A 20,442-nucleotide genomic window follows, 5' to 3' on the forward strand; every position below is an offset into this window, starting at 1 on the left:
GGGGGCCTGGGCTCCTGCCCGCATGGCAGGGGACCTGGGGGCCGGGGCCTGAAGGGGCGCCAGTATACCGGGGTTGGACGGCCGCCTCTGAATCATGAGCCGCCCGATTCCGCACAGCCGCTGACATCGCGCTAACCCGCCCAGCATCGACAATGCAGGCCTGGCCCCTGCAACGAGGTACCCCCGATGTCCGAATGGATCACCCTGGATACGCATTACGGCCCGGTCCGCGCCTGGCAGGCCCTGCCCGAAGGAGCCCCGCGCGGCAGCCTGGTGGTGGTACAGGAGATCTTCGGCGCCAACCCGCACATCCGCAGTGTCGCTGAGCGATTCGCGGCCGAGGGCTACGCCGTGTTGGCGCCGTCGTTCTTCGACCTGGTCGACGGCCCCACGGCCGACCCGGATGCCCTGCCCTACACCCCTGAAGGCGTGAAGGATGGCCTGGAACGGGTCACCGCGCTGGGCATGGAAAAGGCACTGGAAGTGGTCCGCGCCGCGGCAACCCGGCTGGCCCCGCATGGCAAGGTCGGCACGGTCGGCTACTGCTGGGGTGGCAGCGTCGCCCTGCTGTCCGCGCTGCGCCTGGGCCTGCCCTCGGTGAGCTACTACGGCGCACGCAACGTGCAGTTCCTGGACGAGACGCCGAAGGCCCCCGTGATGTTCCACTTCGGCGCGCAGGACAAGAGCATCCCGCCCGAGGCGGTCCAGGCGCACCGTGAGAAGCTGCCGCAGATGGCGACCTACGTGTATCCGGCCGACCATGCCTTCAACCGCGAGGTCGGACATGCGTATGATCCAGACAGCGCCGCCCTGGCGCTGCAACGCACCCTGGACTTCTTCTCGGAGCATCTTGGATGAGCGATTTCGAACTCGATTCACGCCTGGCCACCGATAGCGTGCTGGTGGCCGAAGGCCCGTTGTCGCAAGTGCGACTGATGAACGACGAACGATTCCCCTGGCTGGTCTTGGTGCCGCGTCTGGCCGGGGTGACCGAGTGGATCGAGCTGGACGGCGAGCAGCAGGACAAGCTGCGCACCGAGCTCAACCGCGCCTGCAAGGCCCTGCACGGTTCGGACGGGGTGGAGAAGATCAACATCGGCGCGCTGGGCAACATCGTGCGCCAGCTGCATTTCCACGTGATCGGCCGCCACGACGGCGATCCGGCGTGGCCGGGACCGGTCTGGGGCAGTGGCCCGGCGCACCGCTATGAGCCGGCCGCGCTGGACCAGCATGTCGCCTACTGGAAGGAACGGCTAGGATATCCAGCCCATTCCTGAGCCAGTGCCGACCCGATGCGATTCAATATCGTCGCCGCCATCCTGCTGATCCTGATCGGCCTGTTCATGCTGGCCAGCAACCTGGGCTGGACCAACCTGAACCTGTCGCGCCTGCTGCTGACCTGGTGGCCACTCGGCCTGGTGGCCGTGGGCATTGCGATCCTGTTCGGTCGCGGCAAATAAGGTAGCGCCGGGCCATGCCCGGCGAACGCAGCGCGCGGCCCCACAAACGGAAACGCCGGGCATGGCCCGGCGCTACCGATACCCGCTGAGGTAAGCCGTCAGGTGCGCGGCAGGGTCACGCCGGTCTGGCCCTGGTACTTGCCCCCACGATCCTTGTACGAGGTCTCGCACACTTCATCGGACTGGAAGAACAGCATCTGCGCCACGCCTTCGTTGGCGTAGATGCGCGCCGGCAGCGGCGTGGTGTTGCTGAATTCCAAGGTCACGTGGCCTTCCCACTCCGGCTCCAGCGGGGTCACGTTGACGATGATGCCGCAGCGCGCATAGGTGCTCTTTCCCAGGCACACCACCAGGGTGTCGCGCGGGATGCGGAAATACTCGACCGTGCGTGCCAGCGCGAAGCTGTTGGGCGGAATGATGCACTCGTCACCGACGATATCGACGAAGCTGCCCGGATCGAAATGCTTGGGGTCCACGATCGTCGAGTTGATGTTGGTGAACACCTTGAACTCGCGCGAGCAGCGCACGTCGTAGCCGTAGCTGGAAGTGCCGTAGCTGACGATGCGCTCACCGTTGGCCTGCTTGACCTGCCCGGCCTCATACGGCTCGATCATGCCGTGCTGTTCGGACATCCGGCGGATCCAACGGTCACTCTTGATGCTCATGCTCTGTCCTGGGTGCGAGGGGGCGCGAGGATTCTAGCAGGGGGCCGGGCGTCGCCGCCGCTGCCCCCAGCGGGCCCTTACAGCAGCGAGGACAGGATCGGGATCGAAGCGCGCGGACGCTTGCCCACTTCCTCGACCAGACGCTGAGCGGCACGGTGGTAGGCCTGGGCCGCCGCCGATTCCGGCTGCGCGGCGGTGATCGGGGTACCGGCATCGCCCTGCTCGCGGATGCCGATCTGCAGCGGCAGCGACCCCAGCAGCGGCACGCCATACTGCGCCGCCATGCGCTCGCCACCACCTTCGCCGAACAGGTGCTCCACATGCCCGCAGTTGCTGCAGGTATGCACGGCCATGTTTTCGACCACGCCCAGCACCGGCACCTCGACCTTCTCGAACATCTTCAGCGCCTTCTTCGCATCCAGCGTAGCGATGTCCTGCGGCGTGGTGACGATCACCGCGCCGGCCAGCGGGATCTTCTGCACCAGGGTCAGCTGGATGTCGCCGGTGCCCGGCGGCAGATCGATCAGCAGATAGTCCAGGTCGTCCCACAGCGTGTCTTCGAACAGCTGGGTCAACGCCGCCGTCGCGCGCGGTGCGCGCATGATCAGCGGCGTTTCGTCCTCGACCAGATAACCAATCGACATGGTGTCCACGCCGAAGGCCCGCATCGGCTCGATGCTCTTGTTGTCCGGGCTTTCCGGGCGACCGGACAGGCCGAGCATCGCCGGCACGCTGGGGCCGTAGATATCGGCATCAAGCACGCCTACGCGCGCCCCCAGCTGCTGCAGTGCGACGGCCAGGTTGACCGCCGTGGTCGACTTGCCCACGCCACCCTTTCCCGAGCCCACCGCGATCACGTTGCGGATGCGCGCATGCGGCGCCAGTCCCTTCTGCACCTGGCTGGCATGCGGACGACGGGAAGAACTGTTCACTGCGGGCTCCGGGTGGATCGACAAGAAGAACCCAACATCATACTAGCTGGACGTACGCTGACTGAAATTCAGGATTGCTACAGATTCGTGCAAAGATTGTTAAGTTCATGTTACGTTCGCTGAGCACTGGTTTTGGGCTGCGTTGCTGATCTACGGCACGCACGATGGCGCATGCGCAGTGCCGTACTCGTATTTGCTCTCTGAACGGAACTACATGAAAGACCTTCGCAATTCTGCACGTCGCAACACCCTCGCTGTCGCCTTGATCTCCGCCCTGGTTGCCGCCTCGCCGGCAATGGCCCAGGACAAGGCCACCAATCTGGACAAGATCACCGTCACCGGCTCGCTGATCCCGCAGACCCAGGTCGAGACCCAGACCCCGGTCATGACCATCAGCGCTGAAGCCATCCAGTCGCGCGGCTTCAACAGCGTCGCCGAGGTGCTGCAGCAGTCCTCGCTGACCACCGGCGGCATCCAGGGTGGCCAGACCTCCGCTTCGTTCACCCAGGGCGCTGAAGCCGCTGGCATGTTCGGCCTGAATCCGGGTTACACCAAGTACCTGATCAACGGCCGCCCGATGATGTCCTACCCGGCGCTGTACAACGGCGGCGACGCGTTCAACAACATCAGCGGCATTCCGATCGACATCGTCGAGCGCATCGAAGTCCTGCCGGGTGGCCAGTCCTCCCTGTACGGCTCGGATGCGATCGCCGGCGTGGTCAACATCATCCTGAAGGACCACATGGAAGGCGGTAGCCTGTCCGTGCGTGGCGGCACTTCCACTGAAGGCGGTGGCAGCAGCTTCCGCGTCAGCGGTGCACACGGCTTCTCGGCGCTGGACGACCGCTTCAATGCACTGGTCAACGTGCAGATCGAAAGCAGCAACCCGATCTGGGGCTACCAGCGTGACCTGACCAAGCAGAACAACGCGAACGGCTACACCGCGCAGCTGCCGTCGAACGACTTCGCCGTCATCGACGCCAAGACCAATGCGCTGTACATGATGGACCCGAGCAACTGCGCCAACGTGGCCGGCCAGTTCGACGGCACCACCGTGCTGGCGAACCGCCCGACGGGCCAGTCCTGCGGCTCGGTCTTCGGCGCCGGCTACAAGACCCTGAAGAACGGCAAGGACAGCGGCCAGTTCTACTCGTCGATGACCTTCGACGTGAACGACAACTTCCAGCTGTTCGCCGACGTGCTGTACAGCAAGGAAAAGACCGAATACACCTCGGGCTCGAACTACCTCTGGTGGGGCACCAAGAGCACCATGGGTGGCTTCTATGACCAGGCCTCCGGCAAGCTGGTCAACCTGCAGCGCGCGTTCGCTCCGGAAGACATCGGCGGCGAAGGCTACAAGGGCATCCTGAACAACGACAAGAGCCGTGCCTACCAGATCACCCTGGGCGGCAAGGGTGCGGTCGGCAACTGGGACTACAGCCTGAGCTTCACCCGTGGCGAATACCGCCTGGATGAGAGCAAGTTCCAGCGCTTCGGCAATGCCATCAACAGCTACTTCGCCGACAAGGTGCTGGGCCCGCAGCTGGGCACCAAGGATGGCTTCGGCATCTACAACACCAACTGGGGCGCGTTCTACTCGCCGATCTCGCCGGAAGATTTCGCTGGCTTCACCGGTTACACCACCAACCACAGCCGCACCTGGCAGAACCTGGCACGCGCGCAGGTCACCAACGGCTCGCTGTTCTCGCTGCCGGGCGGTGATGCCGGCCTGGCCGTGGTCGTCGAAGGCGGCAGCGAAGGTTGGGACTACAGCCCCGACCAGCGCCTGCTGGACGGCGACGTGTGGGGCTCGTCGGCTGTTGCCGGCAACGGTCATCGCAGCAACTACGCGGTGACCAGCGAGCTGCGCATGCCGCTGCTGGAGTCGCTGACGGTGACCGCTTCCGGTCGCTATGACGCCTTCAAGATCGCCGACAACACCGTCGACAAGGCCACCTACAGCGTGGGTGTCGAGTTCCGTCCGATCGAAAGCCTGCTGTTCCGCGGCAAGTACGGCACCGCGTTCCGCGCGCCGACCCTGCCGGATGCGTTCCAGGGCCGCAGCGGCTATTACGCCGCCAACTCCACCGACTACTACCGTTGCGGTGAGCTGGGCTACGCGCCGGGCAACACCGACGCCTGCCGCTACGCAGACAGCGTCTCGGTCTACTCCGAGCGTGCCGGCAACCCGGACCTGGAGCCGATCACCGCCGACGTCTGGAACGCGGGCATCGTCTGGGCGCCGATGGCGAACCTGTCGATCTCGGCCGACTACTACAACTGGAAGATCGAGAACGAGGTCGATACGGCCAGCACCGACCAGCTGCTGCTGGCCGAGTACTACTGCCGCAACGGCCTGCCGAACGGTTCCTCGGCCACCTGCCAGAACGTGGCCGACTGGGTCGTGCGCGATTCGGCCGGCAACCTGAGCTCGCTGTACACCCCGAAGATGAACGTGGCCCGCCAGAACCTGCAGGCCGTGACCGTCGGCTTCAAGTACCTGCAGGACATCGGCCGCTTCGGTTCGCTGCAGTTCTCGGGCAACTACACCAACATGCTGAAGCGTGAAGTGCAGGCGCAGCCGGGCGAGGACTTCCAGGACCTGCTGGGCAACCCGAAGTCGATGTGGAACTACGACAGCTACGCCAAGGTCCGTTCCGACGCGTCGGTGGCCTGGTCGCTGGACAAGTGGACCACCACGCTGTACGCGAACTACATCGGCCACACCCCGAACTACCTGGCGGGCCTGAACGGCTACGAGTACACCCATGGTGCGTCGGGCTACAAGGCAGGCAAGTGGGCTTCGTACACCACTTACAACCTGAGCGTGAACTACCGCGTGCAGGATGACCTGACCCTGTCGCTGATGGTCAACAACGTGTTCAACAAGATGCCCGAGCAGCAGGCCCACAGCTACCAGGGCACCTCCGGCACGCCGTTCAACAACTACCTGTACAACGTCTACGGCCGCACCGTGTACGTGCAGGCAAAGTACGACTTCGGCAAGTAATCCCGTCGATTTCCGGGTTTGATTCCGGACCAGGCCCCGCTTCGGCGGGGCCTTTTTTTTGCCCGTTGATTGAGACGCAACAGCCGCGCACGTCCCATAAATTAAATATTCAGAAATGCTTCACGGAGGCGGCAACTAGTTGATCAGCATGCGAAATCTCCGCCCTGCCCAATTTCGTACCGCAGCGCAACATTTTGAAACATTCCCAGACAATCGCGTTTGTGCACTGATTTAAAAGGGATTTCTATCCGATGGGCAGCACACCCGCGTGACGGGACCATTTTGACCGCGTGAACGTCGTGTTACGTTCCGGCTGAATGGATTGCAACTGAACACATCATGAAGATGTCAGGGAGGACATCAGCCAGACGACATCGCTCATTACGGGGATCCATCATGTCTCGCCATCGCTGCACGCCTTCGCGCCACCCCCTGACCCTTGCCCTGATCGGCACCCTGATCGCCTCCGGCGCAGCCCACGCGCAGGACACCGGCCCGACCCAGCTTGACCGCGTCACCGTCACCGGTTCCCTGATCCCGCAGACGCAGATCGAGAACCACACGCCGGTCCTGACCGTCACCGCCGAGGACATCCAGACCCGCGGCTTCACCAGCGTCGCCGACGTCCTGCAGCAGTCCTCGCTGTCGACCGGCGGCCTGCAGGGCGGGCAGACCTCCGCGTCGTTCACCCAGGGTGCCGAGGCCGCCGGCATGTTCGGGCTCAGCCCCGGCTACACCAAGTACCTGATCAACGGCCGCCCGATGCTCTCGTATCCGGCGCTGTACAACGGCAGCGACAGTTTCAACAACATCAGCGGCATTCCGATCGACATCGTCGAGCGCATCGAGATCCTGCCCGGCGGCCAGTCTTCGCTGTACGGTTCGGATGCGATCGCCGGCGTGGTCAACATCATCCTCAAGGAGCGCATGGATGGCGGTGTGCTCAACGTCCGTGGCGGTGCCTACTCCGAGGGCGGCGGCAACAGCGTACGCGTCAGTGCCGCGCGCGGCTTCAACGGCGTTGACGATCGATTCCATGCGCTGGTCAACGTGCAGTACGAAAAGACCAGCCCGATCTGGGGCTATCAGCGTGACCTGACCAAGGTCAACAATCCCGACGGCTACAGCCCCCAGTATGTCTCCAACGACTTCCTGGTGCTGCTGCCGGCCAACAGCAACCGCTACGCGATGATGGACCCGAACCTGTGCGCCAACGTGGCGGGCCAGTTCGACGGCACCACCGTGCTCGGCACCCGGCCGACCGGCCAGGCCTGCGGCTCGGTCTATGGCACCGGCTACAAGACCATCAAGAACGGCAAGGAAAGCGGGCAGATCTACAGCTCGATGACCTTCGATGTGAACGACAACTTCCAGTTGTTCGGCGACGCGCTCTACAGCCTGGAAGAAGTGAAGTACGCCACCGGCTCGAACTACACCTGGTGGGGCACCTCCTCCGGCTGGGGCCGCTTCTACGATCAGGACAGCGGCCAGTACATGAACCTGCAGCGCGTGTTCGCGCCGGAGGACATCGGCGCCGGCGGCTATCGCGACATCATGAACACCGATCGCAACAAGGCTTACCAGGTCACGCTCGGCGGCCGCGGCACGGCCGGCAGCTGGGATTACAGTGCGAGCTTCACCCGCGGCGAATACAAGTTGACCGAGCGCAACTTCGTGCGCTGGAACGATCCGATCAACGACTACTTCGAGCAGCGCGTGCTGGGGCCGGTGCTGGGCACCACCAGCACCGGGTACAACATCTACAGCCCGGACTGGGAAGCGTTCTACTCGCCATTGCCGAGCGGTGAGTTCCAGAGCTTCACCGGCTACACCTACAGCCAGAGCCGCACCTGGCAGAACCTGCTGCGTGCGCAGGTCACCAATGGTTCGCTGTTCAAGCTGCCCGGCGGCGACGCCGGCTTCGCAGTGGTGGTTGAAGGCGGCAGCGAAGGCTGGGATTACACGCCCGATACCCGCCTGGTGGATGGCAGCGTGTGGGGCACCACCGCGGTTTCCGGCGCCGGCCATCGCAGCAGCTACGCGGTGACCAGCGAACTGCGCATGCCGTTGCTGGAATCACTGACGGTGACCGGCTCCGGCCGCTACGACGCCTTCAAGATCGGTGGCAACACCATCGACAAGGCGACCTACAGCATCGGCCTGGAATTCCGCCCGATCGACAGCCTGCTGTTCCGTGGCAAGTACGGCACCGCGTTCCGCGCGCCCACCCTGTCCGATGCCTTCCAGGGTGTCAGCGGCTACTACGCCAACGGCTCCACCGACTACTACCGTTGCGGCCAGCTGGGCTACGACCCGGCCAACACCACAGGCTGCCCGTATGACAGCGTGTCGGTGTTCGGCACCCAATCCGGCAACCCGGACCTGGAGCCGATCACCGCCGATGTCTGGAACGCCGGCATCGTGTGGGCGCCCATCAACAACCTCTCGCTGTCGGTGGACTACTACAACTGGAAGATCAAGAACGAGGTCAACACCCTCAGCTCCGACCAGTTGCTGCTGGCCGAGTATTACTGCCGCAACGGCCAGACCAACAACACCTCGGCCAGCTGCCAGAACGTCAGCGACTGGATCACCCGCGACGCCTCCGGCGTACTCGATGAAATCTATACGCCGAAGATGAACGTGGCCAGCCAGAACCTGCAGGCGCTGACGGCCAGCTTCAAGTACGTACAGGACATCGGCCGCTTCGGTTCGCTGCAGTTCTCCGGCAACTACACCGACATGCTCAAGCGCGAGCTGCAACCGCAGCCGGGCGATGAGTACCTGGACCTGCTGCGCGACCCGTATGCGATGTGGGTGTACGACTCGTACGCCAAGGTGCGCGCCGACGGTTCGATCGGCTGGGCCAAGGACAAGTGGACCACCACCCTGTATGCCAACTACATCGGCAAGACGCCGAACTACATGGCCTACCTGGGCAATGGCTACGACTACGTCCACAGCTCCGGCTACAAGGCCGGCAAGTGGGGTTCGTACACCACCTACAACCTGAGCGTGAACTATCGGGCGATGGACAACCTGACCCTGTCGCTGATGGTCAACAACGTGTTCAACAAGATGCCTGACAACCAGCGGTACAGCTTCGCCGGCACCAGCGGCCAGCCGTACAACAACTACCTGTACAACGCTTATGGCCGTGCCATCTACGTGCAGGCCAAGTACGAGTTCGGCAACAACTGATCCGTCGACGTCGTTTCCTGCAGCAAAAGACCCCGCTCCGGCGGGGTCTCTTCCATCAATGGTGCGCATGCGGATGGGCTTCACGCGGAGTTGACGAGAACCCGGGCTTCGTTCATCTTCCGGTCATGTTGCCGTGCCCCGCCACAAGGAACCGCTGATGATGCAACTCCGATATACGCCTGCCCGCCTGGGTGCCGCCGTTTCAATGCTGCTGGGCCTGTGCGTCGGCCAAGCCGCCGCCGCGCCTCTGCCCGCAGAGGATTTCGCCAAGATTCCCGCGCTGCAGTCGGTCACGATGAGTGCCGACGGCAAGCAGCTGGTCGCCATCATTGCCGCCCCCGGCAGCAACAACGCCGACACTGCCCTGGCCAACTGGAACCTGGACAACCTCACCGCCGGGCCGGTGGCCATCACCCCGTCCGGCGATCGGATGAAATTCATCGCCGCCAGCGCGCTCAAGGCCGGGCGCAACCTGGTCATCAGCCGCCAGGAGTGGACCGGCAAGCTGGGCGGCTGCGGTGAAGGCAACAGTACCGGTGCCACCAAGACCTTCCTGACCAAGGCCTACCTGACCGACGCCAGCCAGGCGAAGTTCGACGAGGCCTTTGCCAGCAACACGCGAACGCTGGGCGTCAGTGCCGATACGCTGCGCTGCCTGGAACTGGCCGGCACCGCTTCGCTGGTGCACCTGCTGCCGCTGGACCCGGACCGGGTCATCATCAACCAGCTCAATGAAGCCACCCTGCAGGCCAATTACTACCGCTTCAACCTGCGCACCGGGCAGACCGAACTGCTGTTCAAGGGCAGCTCTCGCACGACCCCTGGCCTGTTCCACCCACGCACCGGCGAGGTGGTGACCCAGACCCAGATCGAATCCAGCGGGGCCGAGGATTTCGAACAGCGTGTGCTGATCAAGAACAGCGCCGGCCAGTTCGAGGTGCATGCGCCGCTGACCACCAAGCTGAGCGAGCGCTTCACGGTGGACGTGGTCGGCATCGACGATGACAGCGGCAAGCTGTACGTGCTGACCGACCAGTTCTCCGACCTGGTACAGGCGCGACTGTATGACCCGGTCAAGAAGGAATTCGACAAGGAGCCGCTGGCGGCCCACCCGACCTTCTCCATCAGCTCGCTGATCCTGGGCACGCGCAAGAGCAACTTCAACCAGGTGCTGGGCTTCTACATCGATGGACCGCAGCGCCAGGCGATCTATGTCGACCCGCAGATGAAAGGCCTGCAGGAGGGCCTGCAGAAAGCCTATCCGGGCCTGACCGTCTACATCACCGGCTACAACGACGATCTCTCGCGCGTGCTGTTCACCACGGAAAGCAACCGCAACCCGAAGAGCTACTACATCCTGGCCGACCGCAAGGACGTGATGCCGCTGGGCAGCGAACGTCCCTGGGTGGACAGCAAGCAGATCGGCGAACAGCGCTGGGTGACCTACACCGCCCGTGATGGCCAGCAGATCCCGGCGATCCTCGATCTGCCGGCAGGCTGGAAGCAGGGCGACGGCCCACTGCCGGCACTGGTGCATCCGCATGGCGGACCGTGGGCGCGTGACTATACGGGCTGGGACGTGTCCGGCTGGGTGCCCTTCTTCACCTCGCGCGGCTATGCCGTGCTGCGCCCCCAGTACCGTGGCAGCTCCGGGCTGGGCCGCAAGCTGTGGCTGGCCGGCGATGGCCAGTGGGGCCAGAAGATGCAGGATGACAAGGACGACGGTGCCGCTTGGCTGGTGTCGCAGGGCATCGCGGCGAAGGATCGCATCGCGATCTTCGGCTACTCCTATGGTGGCTTCGCGGCGGCAGCAGCCACCGTACGCAGCCCATCGCCGTACCAGTGCGCCATTGCTGGCGCGCCGGTCACCGACCTGGGCCGGCTGGGCACGTCCTGGAGCCAGAACCGCCTGCAACGCATCCTGCAGGGCCGCACCGTCAAGGGCATGGACCCGATGCAGAACACCGCCAAGGCCACCATCCCGCTGCTGACCTTCGTCGGCGACCGCGACGTACGCACGCCGGCGTTCCATGCCCGCAACTTCTATTCCGCCGTGCAGGGCAAGGTTCCGGCCCGGTTTGAGCTGATTCCCGACATGCCGCACAGCATGCCGTGGTACCCGCGCCACTTCCAGACGACCCTCACCCTGATGGCCGACTACCTGGCCAAGGACTGCGGGCCAGGCGGCCTGTAACCCCCAGCAGAGGGGCCGATCAACAACCCCGCCGGCTTAACCGGCGGGGTTTTTTAATGCCCGAATGACTGAATTTTCCCTTAGCAACAACGGGTTACGGGAAATATCCATTCATGTTGCATTTACTTTACGCCACACATACACTCCATTAACCGAAGCATAACAAGTGGGGATCACGACGAAATGCGCAACGCCAACCGCCACATCAAGCCAAGCCGCGTACCACTGACTCTCGCTGTGCTGGCCTGCCTCCAGGTCGCACCGGCACTGGCCCAGGAGACCACCCAGCAGGAAGCAAAGGCGTCAAGCACTTCTTCCTCCACCCAGCGCGCGACCGACCTTGACAAGGTCACCGTCACCGGCTCGTTGATCCGCCGTGCGGACTACGAAACCACCTCGCCGGTGTTCACCATCAACGCCGAGACCAATGCCAAGCAGGGCCAGGTCAACGTCGCCGAGTTCCTGCAGAAGTCGGCCATTGGCTCGGCTGAAACGCAGATCACCCACCAGTTCGGCGGCTTCGTCGTCGACGGCGGCACCGGCGTGCAGACCGTGTCGCTGCGCGGCCTGGGCGCCAACCGTACCCTGGTGCTGCTGGACGGCCAGCGTCCGGGCCCGGCCGGTACCCGTGGTGCCGTGGGCGCCTTCGACCTGAACGTCATTCCGACCGCTATCCTGCAGCGCGCCGAGATCGTGAAGGACGGCTCGTCCTCCATCTACGGCTCCGATGCCGTGGCTGGTGTGGTCAACCTGATCACCAAGAAGAACATCGAGCGTCCGGAACTGACCGTCACCGGCCGCGTGCCGACCGAGGGCGGCGGTGAAGTGTTCTCGGCGTCGCTGGCCAATGGCTGGAACTTCGAGAAGGGCAGCATCATCGCTGCCGTCGAGTGGTATCAGCACAACGAACTGACCCGCGGCGACCGCGACTTCCTCAACTGCAGCAACGACCTGATCAAGGACGCCGACGGCAACCGCATCGACCGCGAAGATCGTTCGCTCAATGCCGGTACACCGCTGGCCAACTGCAACAACATGCTGCACAACGTGGTCGACATCGGCAGCACCCGCTACGTGCCATCGGGTGATGGCACCACTGTCGGCCCGCTGCCGGGCTACCGCCCGCGCAAGACCCAGAACTACACGCGCGGCCAGGCCTTCTACGATGAGCCGGTGAACTTCGCGCGCTGGGGCCAGGGCCACATCATCAACAAGCAGGAGCGGAAGACTGCTTACCTGGCCACCGACTTCGGCTTCGATTCGGTCAACTGGAAGACCCAGTTCCTGTTCAACCGCCGCGAAACGGAGACGTTCTCCTGGCGCCAGTTCTTCCCGTACGCGTACATTCCGGGCACCCAGATCGTTGCCAACCCGGTGATGCTGTTCAAGTCGCAGCAGGATGTCACGGTCGATTACTTCTACGCCGCAACCAAGCTCGATGGCCTGTTCAAGGGCACCGACACCTGGGCGTGGGAAGTCAACGCGAACTTCAGCCACTCCAAGGGCAAGTACGGCAACCTGGCCATCCAGGCCTCCAAGAGCGGCGACCTGGACTACACCGACGCGCCGCCGGCGGTGAACTACTTCGACCCGGACTATCTGAGCGGCCGCAAGGTCGACGAACTGGTCGACAAGCTGGGCGTGTGGGACTGGGGCAAGACCATCTACAAGCAGGCCACGATCAACGCGATCGTCAGCGGCGACCTGTTTGAAATGCCTGCCGGCGCCGTGGGCGTGGCAGCTGGTCTGGAATACCGCTACTACTCGCTGAACGACCAGCCCAGCGAACTGTCCCGTACCGGCGACATCTGGGGTTCGTCTTCGGCTGACGTGACCAAGGGCAATGACAAGGTCAAGGAAGCCTTCGTCGAACTCGACGTGCCGCTGCTGAAGGGCCTGCCTGGCGTCGAGTCGCTGAGCGTCAATGCCTCGGGTCGCGTGTTCAAGTACGACACCGTGTCCGGCTCGGACAACGTCTGGAAGGTCGGCGTGAACTGGCAGATCATCCCGGCACTGCGCCTGCGCGGCTCGATCGGCACCTCCTACCGCGCTCCTGGCCTGTACGAGCTGTATCTGGGCAACCAGACCGGCTTCTTCTCGCAGGCAAACGATCCGTGCGTACGCTGGGGCGAGAGCTCCAACACCAACTACCAGGCCAACTGCGCAGCCGCAGGCATTCCGGCCAACTATGCCGGTGGTGGCAGCAGTGGCACCGTATATGGCCAGGGCGGTGGCAACACGCTGATTCCGGAAACTTCGCGCGCGAAGACCGCCGGCATCGTGTTCACCCCGACCTTCGCCAACCTGAGCGTGGCCATCGATTACTTCGACTATGAGGTGAGCGATGAGATCGCGCAGCTGGGCAGCACCAACGTCCTGCGTGGCTGCTATGGCGGCTCGGTGTTCCCGAACAGCTACTGCGATCTGCTCACCCGCAATCCGGCCAATGCTACCCAGCCGTATGCGGTTACCGAGATCCAGAACAAGTTCATCAACATCAACAAGCAGCGCACCCGTGGTTATGACCTGACCGCGAACTTCGACCACGACTTCTCGTTCGGCAAGTTCTCGGCTGAGACCCAGGTCACCTACACCATCGAAGACACCCAGCAGGTGTTCTCCAGCGCGGCGGCCAGCGGCCTGACCTCGTCGGAACTGCTGGGCGACATCGGCCGTCCGAAGGTGGTGGGGAACCTGGCGCTGAGCCTGACCCGCGGTGACTGGTCGTACAACTGGCTGACCACCTACATCCACAAGACCGAAGACATCGATCTGGATCCGGTGTTCACCTACCAGGGCCGTCCGAACTCCTATCGTGACATCGTGGCTGATTCGCGCATCTACCACACCGCGTCCGTCAGCTACGCGCAGGCCGATTGGGAAATCCTGGTGGGCGTCAGCAACATCTTCAACAAGACCCCGCCGCTGGTTTCCACCGGCGTCGCCGATTCCCGCTACGGTAACGTGCCGGCCTTCGCCACCCAGTACGACTACTACGGCCGCACCCCGTTCGTGCGTCTGAAGTACAAGTTCTGATCCGGCAGTAACAGCAGTACCCGGGAAGGGCGGCGCAAGCCGCCCTTTCCTTTTTGCGGGCCTGCGCCCTCCTAGACTTGATATGTGGCCCGATGGCGGCCTGACTTGGCAGCGTGGAGGACGGGAGTACAACCTCAACGGAGCTGCCTGGCCCCCGGGTACCGCTCGCCCTTGAGGGATGCGCGCGCAGGCACTCAACCGCCAATTTGCGCAAAGTGTCGCTTAACACCCCATTCATGAATTGCAGGAGAAACAAAATTTAAGCATCACAAATGAGACTAAGACACTGTATTTGTTGCAATTTGATGATCGAAATCCCCTTGCACGACATGGAAATGTGACGAACCCATGCTTTTTTCGTTAAATGCATGTTAGGTTCGATGAACGTCAGGAAGACACATGAACAACGACATAACAGACACAGGGAGGTGGTCGATCTCTTTCCACTAGGGGGATTTACCTGATGACGCACCACCGCACGCTCGGTCGCCACCCGCTGACCAACGCCCTGCTCGCCGGCCTGATGATGGCGGCCGCAACCCCGGCCCTGGCCCAGGAAGCCAGCTCCGGCAGCAACCCCATCGACCTGGACCGCGTCAGCGTGACCGGCTCGCGCATCGCGCGTACCGGCTTCGTGACCCCCTCGCCGGTCACCGCCATCACGGCCGAAGAAATCCGTGCCACCGGCGCCAACAACATCGGCGACCTGATGGCGCGCATGCCGGCGCTGAGCCCGACCTATACGCTGGGCAATTCCACCCGCTTCATCGGCACCGCCGGCGTGGGCCTGATGGACCTGCGCGGCATGGGCACCTCGCGTACGCTGGTGCTGGTCAATGGTCGCCGCCATGTCGGCGCGACCTCCGGCTCCTCGGCAGTCGACGTCAACACGATTCCGGTCGAGTGGATCGAGCGCGTTGAAGTCATCACCGGTGGCGCCTCGGCCGTGTACGGTGCCGATGCCGTGGCCGGTGTCGTCAACTTCATCATGAAGAAGTCGTTCGATGGCGCCGAAGTGCGCGGCCAGACCGGCATGGCCAGTGAAGGCGGCTTCAACCGCTCCTTCATCAGTGCCTCGGCCGGCACCGATTTCGCCAACGGCCGCGGCAACGCCGCGATCGCACTGGAGTACAGCAAGCAGGACCGCTTCGTCCGCAGCGACCGCGCGATCGGCAATGAATTCCTGGTGTCGGTGCCGAACCCCAACTACGACCCGACCAAGCCCTCCAACGAAGCCAATCCGCAGACCGTGCTCAGCGGTCCGGGTGGCAACCACTCGATCTCCTTCGGCGGCACCTTCACGCTGGGTGCGTTCTCGCCCACCAACAAGGCGACCTGGGGCAACCGCTACCAGTTCAATCCGGATGGCACCTACCGCCCGCAGCGCTATGACGGGGTGATGCCGAGCACCACCAGCTGCGTCAACTGCGACTTCGCCGACCTCAATTCGGTCGCCGATCTGCAGCCCGGCTTCGACCGCAAGAGCGTCAATGCGGTCGTCAACTTCGACCTGACCGACAACCACCGCCTGTACTTCGAAGGCAAGTACACCGAGACCGTCTCGGACTTCCTGGCCCAGCCGTCGTTCGACCAGACCCTGCGCATCCAGCGCGACAATGCCTACGTTTCGCCGCAGCTGCGCGCGCTGATGGCCGCCAACGGCGCCAGCCAGTTGACCCTGAGCCGCTTCAACGTCGATGCCGGCCAGCGTGGCGAGCACGTGGAGCGCAACACCCAGCGCTTCGTGCTCGGCGTGGAAGGCAACCTGACCGAGAACTGGACCTACGACGTGTACGGCAACTGGGGCCAGAGCGAAGTCAAGCGCTGGAACCTCAACAACCGCATCAACGAGCGTTGGCAGGCAGGCCTGGACACCGTGGTCGATCCGTCCACCGGCCAGATCGTCTGCCGCACCACGCTGAACCCGAACGCCACCAACCCCAACAACGGCAACCGCGTGTACTCGCAGTTCGCCCGCGAAGGCTGCGTGCCGTTCTCGGTGTTCGGCAATGGCGCGGTGACCCAGGCAGCACGCGACTGGATGAACGTCGATTCGTTCAACTATTCGCGCCTGCAGCAGTCGGTGTTCAGCGCCTCGCTGGCCAACGCCTCGCTGTTCAGCCTGCCGGCAGGTGACGTCGGCGTGGCCGGTGGCGTGGAATACCGCCGCGAGAAGAGCCGCGAAATCACCGATCCGCTGGCAGCGCAGGGCCTGACCTTCCTCAACGCGATCCCCAACCGGATGGGCAAGTACGATGTGCGCGAAGCGTTCGTCGAAGCCACCGTGCCGTTGCTGGCCGACATCCCGGGCATCTACAACCTGACCATGGACGCTGCCGGTCGCTGGTCCGACTACAGCAGCATCGGCAAGACCACCACCTGGAAGGTCGGCCTGGACTGGACCATCATTCCGTCCCTGCGTGCCCGCGGCACCCTGTCGCAGGCGGTGCGTGCGCCGAGCATCGGCGAACTGTACAACCCGCAGAGCGAGAACTTCGCCACCGTCAACGATCCCTGCAACTACCTGGCCACCAATTCCAACCGCCCCAATACGGCAGCTGATCCGGCCCTGCGCCAGGCCAACTGCTCGGCGCTGGGCGTGCCGGTGGGTTGGGTCGATACCTACACCGCAACCCGCCCGGGTGTCAGCGGCGGCAACCCGAACCTGAAGCCGGAGCGCGCGCGCAGCTTCACCTATGGCCTGGTCTGGCAGCCTGATTTCCTGCAGGGCTTCGGCATGTCGGTGGACTACTGGTGGATCAGCCTGAAGGATGCAATCGGCGCAGTGACCGCGCAGACCAATGCCACCCGCTGCGTGGATTCTCCGGGAGGCATCAACAACAGCTTCTGCGGCTTCATCGAGCGCGCACCGGTCGGTGGCAAGACCGATGCGGGCGGCCGCACCTTCCCGGAACACTCGATCAGCCGTTGGGTTGCACTGAACGAAAACCTGGCGCGCTCGCGTCGCGTCGGCGTCGATCTGGAAATGGACTACCGCTTCAAGCTCGCCGAGGGCGACACGGTGATCCGCCTGGTAGGTACCCGCCTGCTGCAGTCGCGTGAATGGGCCTTCCAGGACTTCCCGAACGAGTACGACGAGAACGTCACCTGGGTGACCGACCCGCGCTGGCGCGGTTCGCTGCAGACCAAGTACTCGCTGGGTCAGTGGCGCGCGTCGTGGGACCTGAACTACGTGAGCAGCAACCTGCGCGTGCAGCCCAAGAGCTACCAGGCCAATCCGGGCCAGAGCAGCCCGATCCGCAACGGTTCGTACGTCTACCACAACTTCCAGTTCGGCTACCGCTTCCCGGGCGACAAGATCGACGTCTACCTGGGCGTGGACAACGCCTTCGACAAGGATCCGCCGGTGAACTACTTCGGCTCCGACGTCGGTTCGGCGATGTACGACAACATCGGCCGTTACATGTACATGGGCGCTACCTACAAGTTCTGATCGAGCAACACATGTAGTACCCGACAGACCCGGCTTTTGCCGGGTCTGTCTTTTCCGGTGCCGGCAAGGCCCCCTTGCGCCCGGCCATGACCTTCGACACCCTTGCAGTGTGGGCCGGCGGCGTATCGTTCGGCCCACGGCCGTTCCCCCGGCCCTTCCCTGACTCACTCGGCCTGGAGGCCATTCAAGTGACCCGTACTCCCAAGATCGTGCTGCTGACCCTGGCCGTTTCGGCCGCGCTGGTCGGCTGCGGCAAGAACGAAACCCCGGCAAAGGATGCCACCGCCTCCACGCCGGCCGCGGCCGACGCCGCCACCACCTACAAGCTCGACGAGAGCAAGCTGCCGGCCTACAACGCCTTCCAGGCCAGCGATCTGGACAGCAACCTTGACGCCTGCACCGCCTTCGGCGACTACGTCAACGGCAAGTGGCTGGCCGCCAACGAGATTCCGGGCGACCGCACCAGCTGGGGCGCCTTCACCATCCTCGATGAGCGTTCGGTGGCCGTGCAGCATCAGCTGGCCGAGCAGGTCGCGCAGGTCAAGAACCCGGCCGGCATCGAGAAGATCGTCGGCGACCTGTGGGCCACCGGCATGGACGAAGCCAAGGTCAACGCCCAGGGCATCGAGCCGCTGAAGGCCGACCTGGCCGCGATCGACGGCCTGCAGGACAAGGCCGCCATCGCCAACTACCTGCGCACCAGCGCTGCCAAGGGCGAGAACGTGCTGTTCGGCTTCGGCGCCGAAGCCGACTTCAAGAACTCGGCCGTGAACATGGCCTACGCCAGCCAGGGCGGCCTGGGCCTGCCGGACAAGACCTTCTATACCGATGCGTCCAAGGCCGACAAGCTGAAGGCCTACCAGGCCCACGTCGCCAAGGTGCTGGAACTGTCCGGCGTGGCTGCTGCCGATGCCGCAAAGCAGGCTGAAGAAGTCGTCAAGTTCGAGACCCGCCTGGCCAAGGCGTCCAAGTCCAGCGTCGAGCTGTCGCGCGACGTTTCCCTGTACTACCACCCGGTCAGCCTGGCCGAGGCCGATGCGCTGACCCCGAACTTCAGCTGGACCGAGTTCTTCAAGTCGCAGAACGTGGCCGCGCCGGAGAAGTTCTCGCTGGCCATCCCGGCCTTCCACCAGGAAGTGAGCAAGGCGCTGGGCGATACCGATCCGTCGGTGTGGCGCGCCTACCTGCGCTTCCACACCGTGGACGGTGCCTCGCCGTACCTGGCCGATGCGTTCGTGCAGGAGAACTACGAGTTCTACGGCAAGACCCTCAATGGCCAGAAGGAACAGAAGCCGCGCTGGAAGCGCGTGCTGGGCACCATCGAGAGCGATGCCGGCGAAGCCTTCGGCCAGCTGTACGTGAAGGTTGCCTTCTCGCCGGAAGCCAAGGCGAAGATGGAAGAGCTGGTGAAGAACCTGGCCGCCTCGCTGAAGGAACGCATCCAGGGCCTGTCCTGGATGAGCGAAGAGACCAAGGCCAAGGCCATCGCCAAGTGGGAAACCTTCACTCCGAAGATCGGTTACCCGGACAAGTGGCGTGACTGGTCGGGCCTGCAGACCAACCGTGACAGCTACCTGGGCAACGTGCGCGCGGCCACCGCGTTCAACTACCAGTACAACCTGGCCAAGATCGGCAAGCCGGTGGACAAGACCGAGTGGGGCATGACCCCGCAGACGGTCAACGCCTACTACAACCCGCTGCAGAACGAGATCGTGTTCCCGGCCGCCATCCTGCAGCCGCCGTTCTTCGACCCGAAGGCCGACGACGCGCTGAACTACGGCGGTATCGGTGCGGTCATCGGCCACGAAATGACCCACGGTTACGACGACCAGGGCAGCCGCTTCGGGCCGACCGGCAACTTCGAGAACTGGTGGACCGAAGCCGATTCGAAGAACTTCGCTGGCCTGACCGGCAAGCTGGTCAAGCAGTTCGACCAGTACAAGGTCGACGGCCAGGCCGTGAACGGCCATCTGACCCTGGGCGAGAACATCGCCGACCTGGGTGGCCTGGCCACCGCCTACGACGCATTGCAGAAGGCGTCGGCCGGTAAGGAAGACGCGAAGATCGATGGCTTCACCCGCGATCAGCGCTTCTTCTTCAACTGGGCCACCGTGTGGCGCACCAAGTACACCCCGGAGAACGCCAAGGTCCGCCTGGCAACCGACCCGCACGCGCCGGCGCAGTTCCGCGCCGTCGGTGCGCCGTCGAACCTGCCGACCTTCACCGCGGCCTTCCAGTGCAAGCCGGGTACGCCGATGTCGCGCACCGGCGACTCGCAGGTGGTGATCTGGTAAGCCACGGCTGAGGCCACGGCTTGCCTGCAGAGGCCCGGGATTTCCCGGGCCTTTGTTTTTTCGCGCGGTGGCCGCAGCCACGCATGGCGTGGCCATCCCACCCGCCCGGTAGCGCCGGGCCATGCCCGGCGGATGCACCGTGATGCGCGCATCCCCTGCCCATGCCACCCGCCCGGTAGCGCCGGGCCATGTCCGG

11 protein-coding genes are annotated in these 20,442 nt (G+C 64.0%); 9 read left to right on the top strand and 2 right to left on the bottom strand.

All coding sequences use genetic code 11. The annotated features are described in order from the left end of the window. Window positions 1-186: 186 nt before the first annotated feature. The 3 genes from ACUXVE_RS04955 to ACUXVE_RS04965 are packed head-to-tail and all read left to right on the top strand — an operon-like array spanning window position 187 to window position 1,460. Window positions 187-858, top strand: coding sequence for a dienelactone hydrolase family protein (locus ACUXVE_RS04955; protein ID WP_445513933.1), 672 nt, complete (start codon window positions 187-189; stop codon window positions 856-858). Then, window positions 855-1,277 (top strand): HIT domain-containing protein, encoded by a 423-nt coding sequence (locus tag ACUXVE_RS04960; protein ID WP_032975033.1) that lies wholly within the window; start codon window positions 855-857, stop codon window positions 1,275-1,277. The genes ACUXVE_RS04955 and ACUXVE_RS04960 overlap by 4 nt, the downstream gene beginning before the upstream one ends. A gap of 15 nt (window positions 1,278-1,292) precedes the next feature. Then, on the top strand, window positions 1,293-1,460 hold the full coding sequence (locus tag ACUXVE_RS04965; RefSeq protein WP_025876120.1) for a LiaI-LiaF-like domain-containing protein: 168 nt from the start codon (window positions 1,293-1,295) through the stop codon (window positions 1,458-1,460). Between the two features lie 98 nt (window positions 1,461-1,558). Here ACUXVE_RS04965 and dcd read toward each other — a convergent pair whose 3' ends face one another. Together dcd and apbC are read right to left on the bottom strand one after the other, a co-directional pair. After that, window positions 1,559-2,125 carry a dCTP deaminase gene (dcd, locus tag ACUXVE_RS04970; protein WP_025876117.1) on the bottom strand — a complete coding sequence of 189 codons (567 nt, stop codon included), beginning with the start codon at window positions 2,123-2,125 and terminating at the stop codon, window positions 1,559-1,561. 77 nt (window positions 2,126-2,202) lie between these two features. Further along, window positions 2,203-3,057 carry an iron-sulfur cluster carrier protein ApbC gene (gene apbC, locus ACUXVE_RS04975; protein ID WP_025876115.1) on the bottom strand — a complete coding sequence of 285 codons (855 nt, stop codon included), beginning with the start codon at window positions 3,055-3,057 and terminating at the stop codon, window positions 2,203-2,205. A 214-nt stretch (window positions 3,058-3,271) separates the two neighbouring features. Between apbC and ACUXVE_RS04980 the strand changes: the two genes are divergently transcribed. The 6 genes from ACUXVE_RS04980 (at window position 3,272) to ACUXVE_RS05005 (ending at window position 20,246) form a co-directional block, all read left to right on the top strand. Next, entirely contained in the window at window positions 3,272-6,067 is a 2,796-nt protein-coding gene (locus ACUXVE_RS04980; RefSeq protein WP_222388646.1) for a TonB-dependent receptor plug domain-containing protein, read from the top strand. A gap of 396 nt (window positions 6,068-6,463) precedes the next feature. Further along, window positions 6,464-9,268, top strand: coding sequence for a TonB-dependent receptor domain-containing protein (locus ACUXVE_RS04985; protein ID WP_445513934.1), 2,805 nt, complete (start codon window positions 6,464-6,466; stop codon window positions 9,266-9,268). Window positions 9,269-9,428: 160 nt separating this feature from the next. Further along, the gene (locus ACUXVE_RS04990) at window positions 9,429-11,462 is read left to right on the top strand and encodes an alpha/beta hydrolase family protein (protein ID WP_093820704.1); all 2,034 of its coding nucleotides are present in this window, start codon (window positions 9,429-9,431) and stop codon (window positions 11,460-11,462) included. Window positions 11,463-11,645: 183 nt separating this feature from the next. Then, window positions 11,646-14,498 carry a TonB-dependent receptor plug domain-containing protein gene (locus ACUXVE_RS04995; RefSeq protein ID WP_222388644.1) on the top strand — a complete coding sequence of 951 codons (2,853 nt, stop codon included), beginning with the start codon at window positions 11,646-11,648 and terminating at the stop codon, window positions 14,496-14,498. A 523-nt stretch (window positions 14,499-15,021) separates the two neighbouring features. Next, the gene (locus ACUXVE_RS05000; RefSeq protein WP_445513953.1) at window positions 15,022-17,952 is read left to right on the top strand and encodes a TonB-dependent receptor domain-containing protein; all 2,931 of its coding nucleotides are present in this window, start codon (window positions 15,022-15,024) and stop codon (window positions 17,950-17,952) included. Between the two features lie 188 nt (window positions 17,953-18,140). Then, window positions 18,141-20,246: a M13 family metallopeptidase gene (locus ACUXVE_RS05005; protein ID WP_080148338.1), complete on the top strand. Its 2,106-nt coding sequence runs from the start codon at window positions 18,141-18,143 to the stop codon at window positions 20,244-20,246. Window positions 20,247-20,442 lie beyond the last annotated feature (196 nt).

This window comes from Stenotrophomonas sp. 3(2025), from assembly GCF_052665395.1.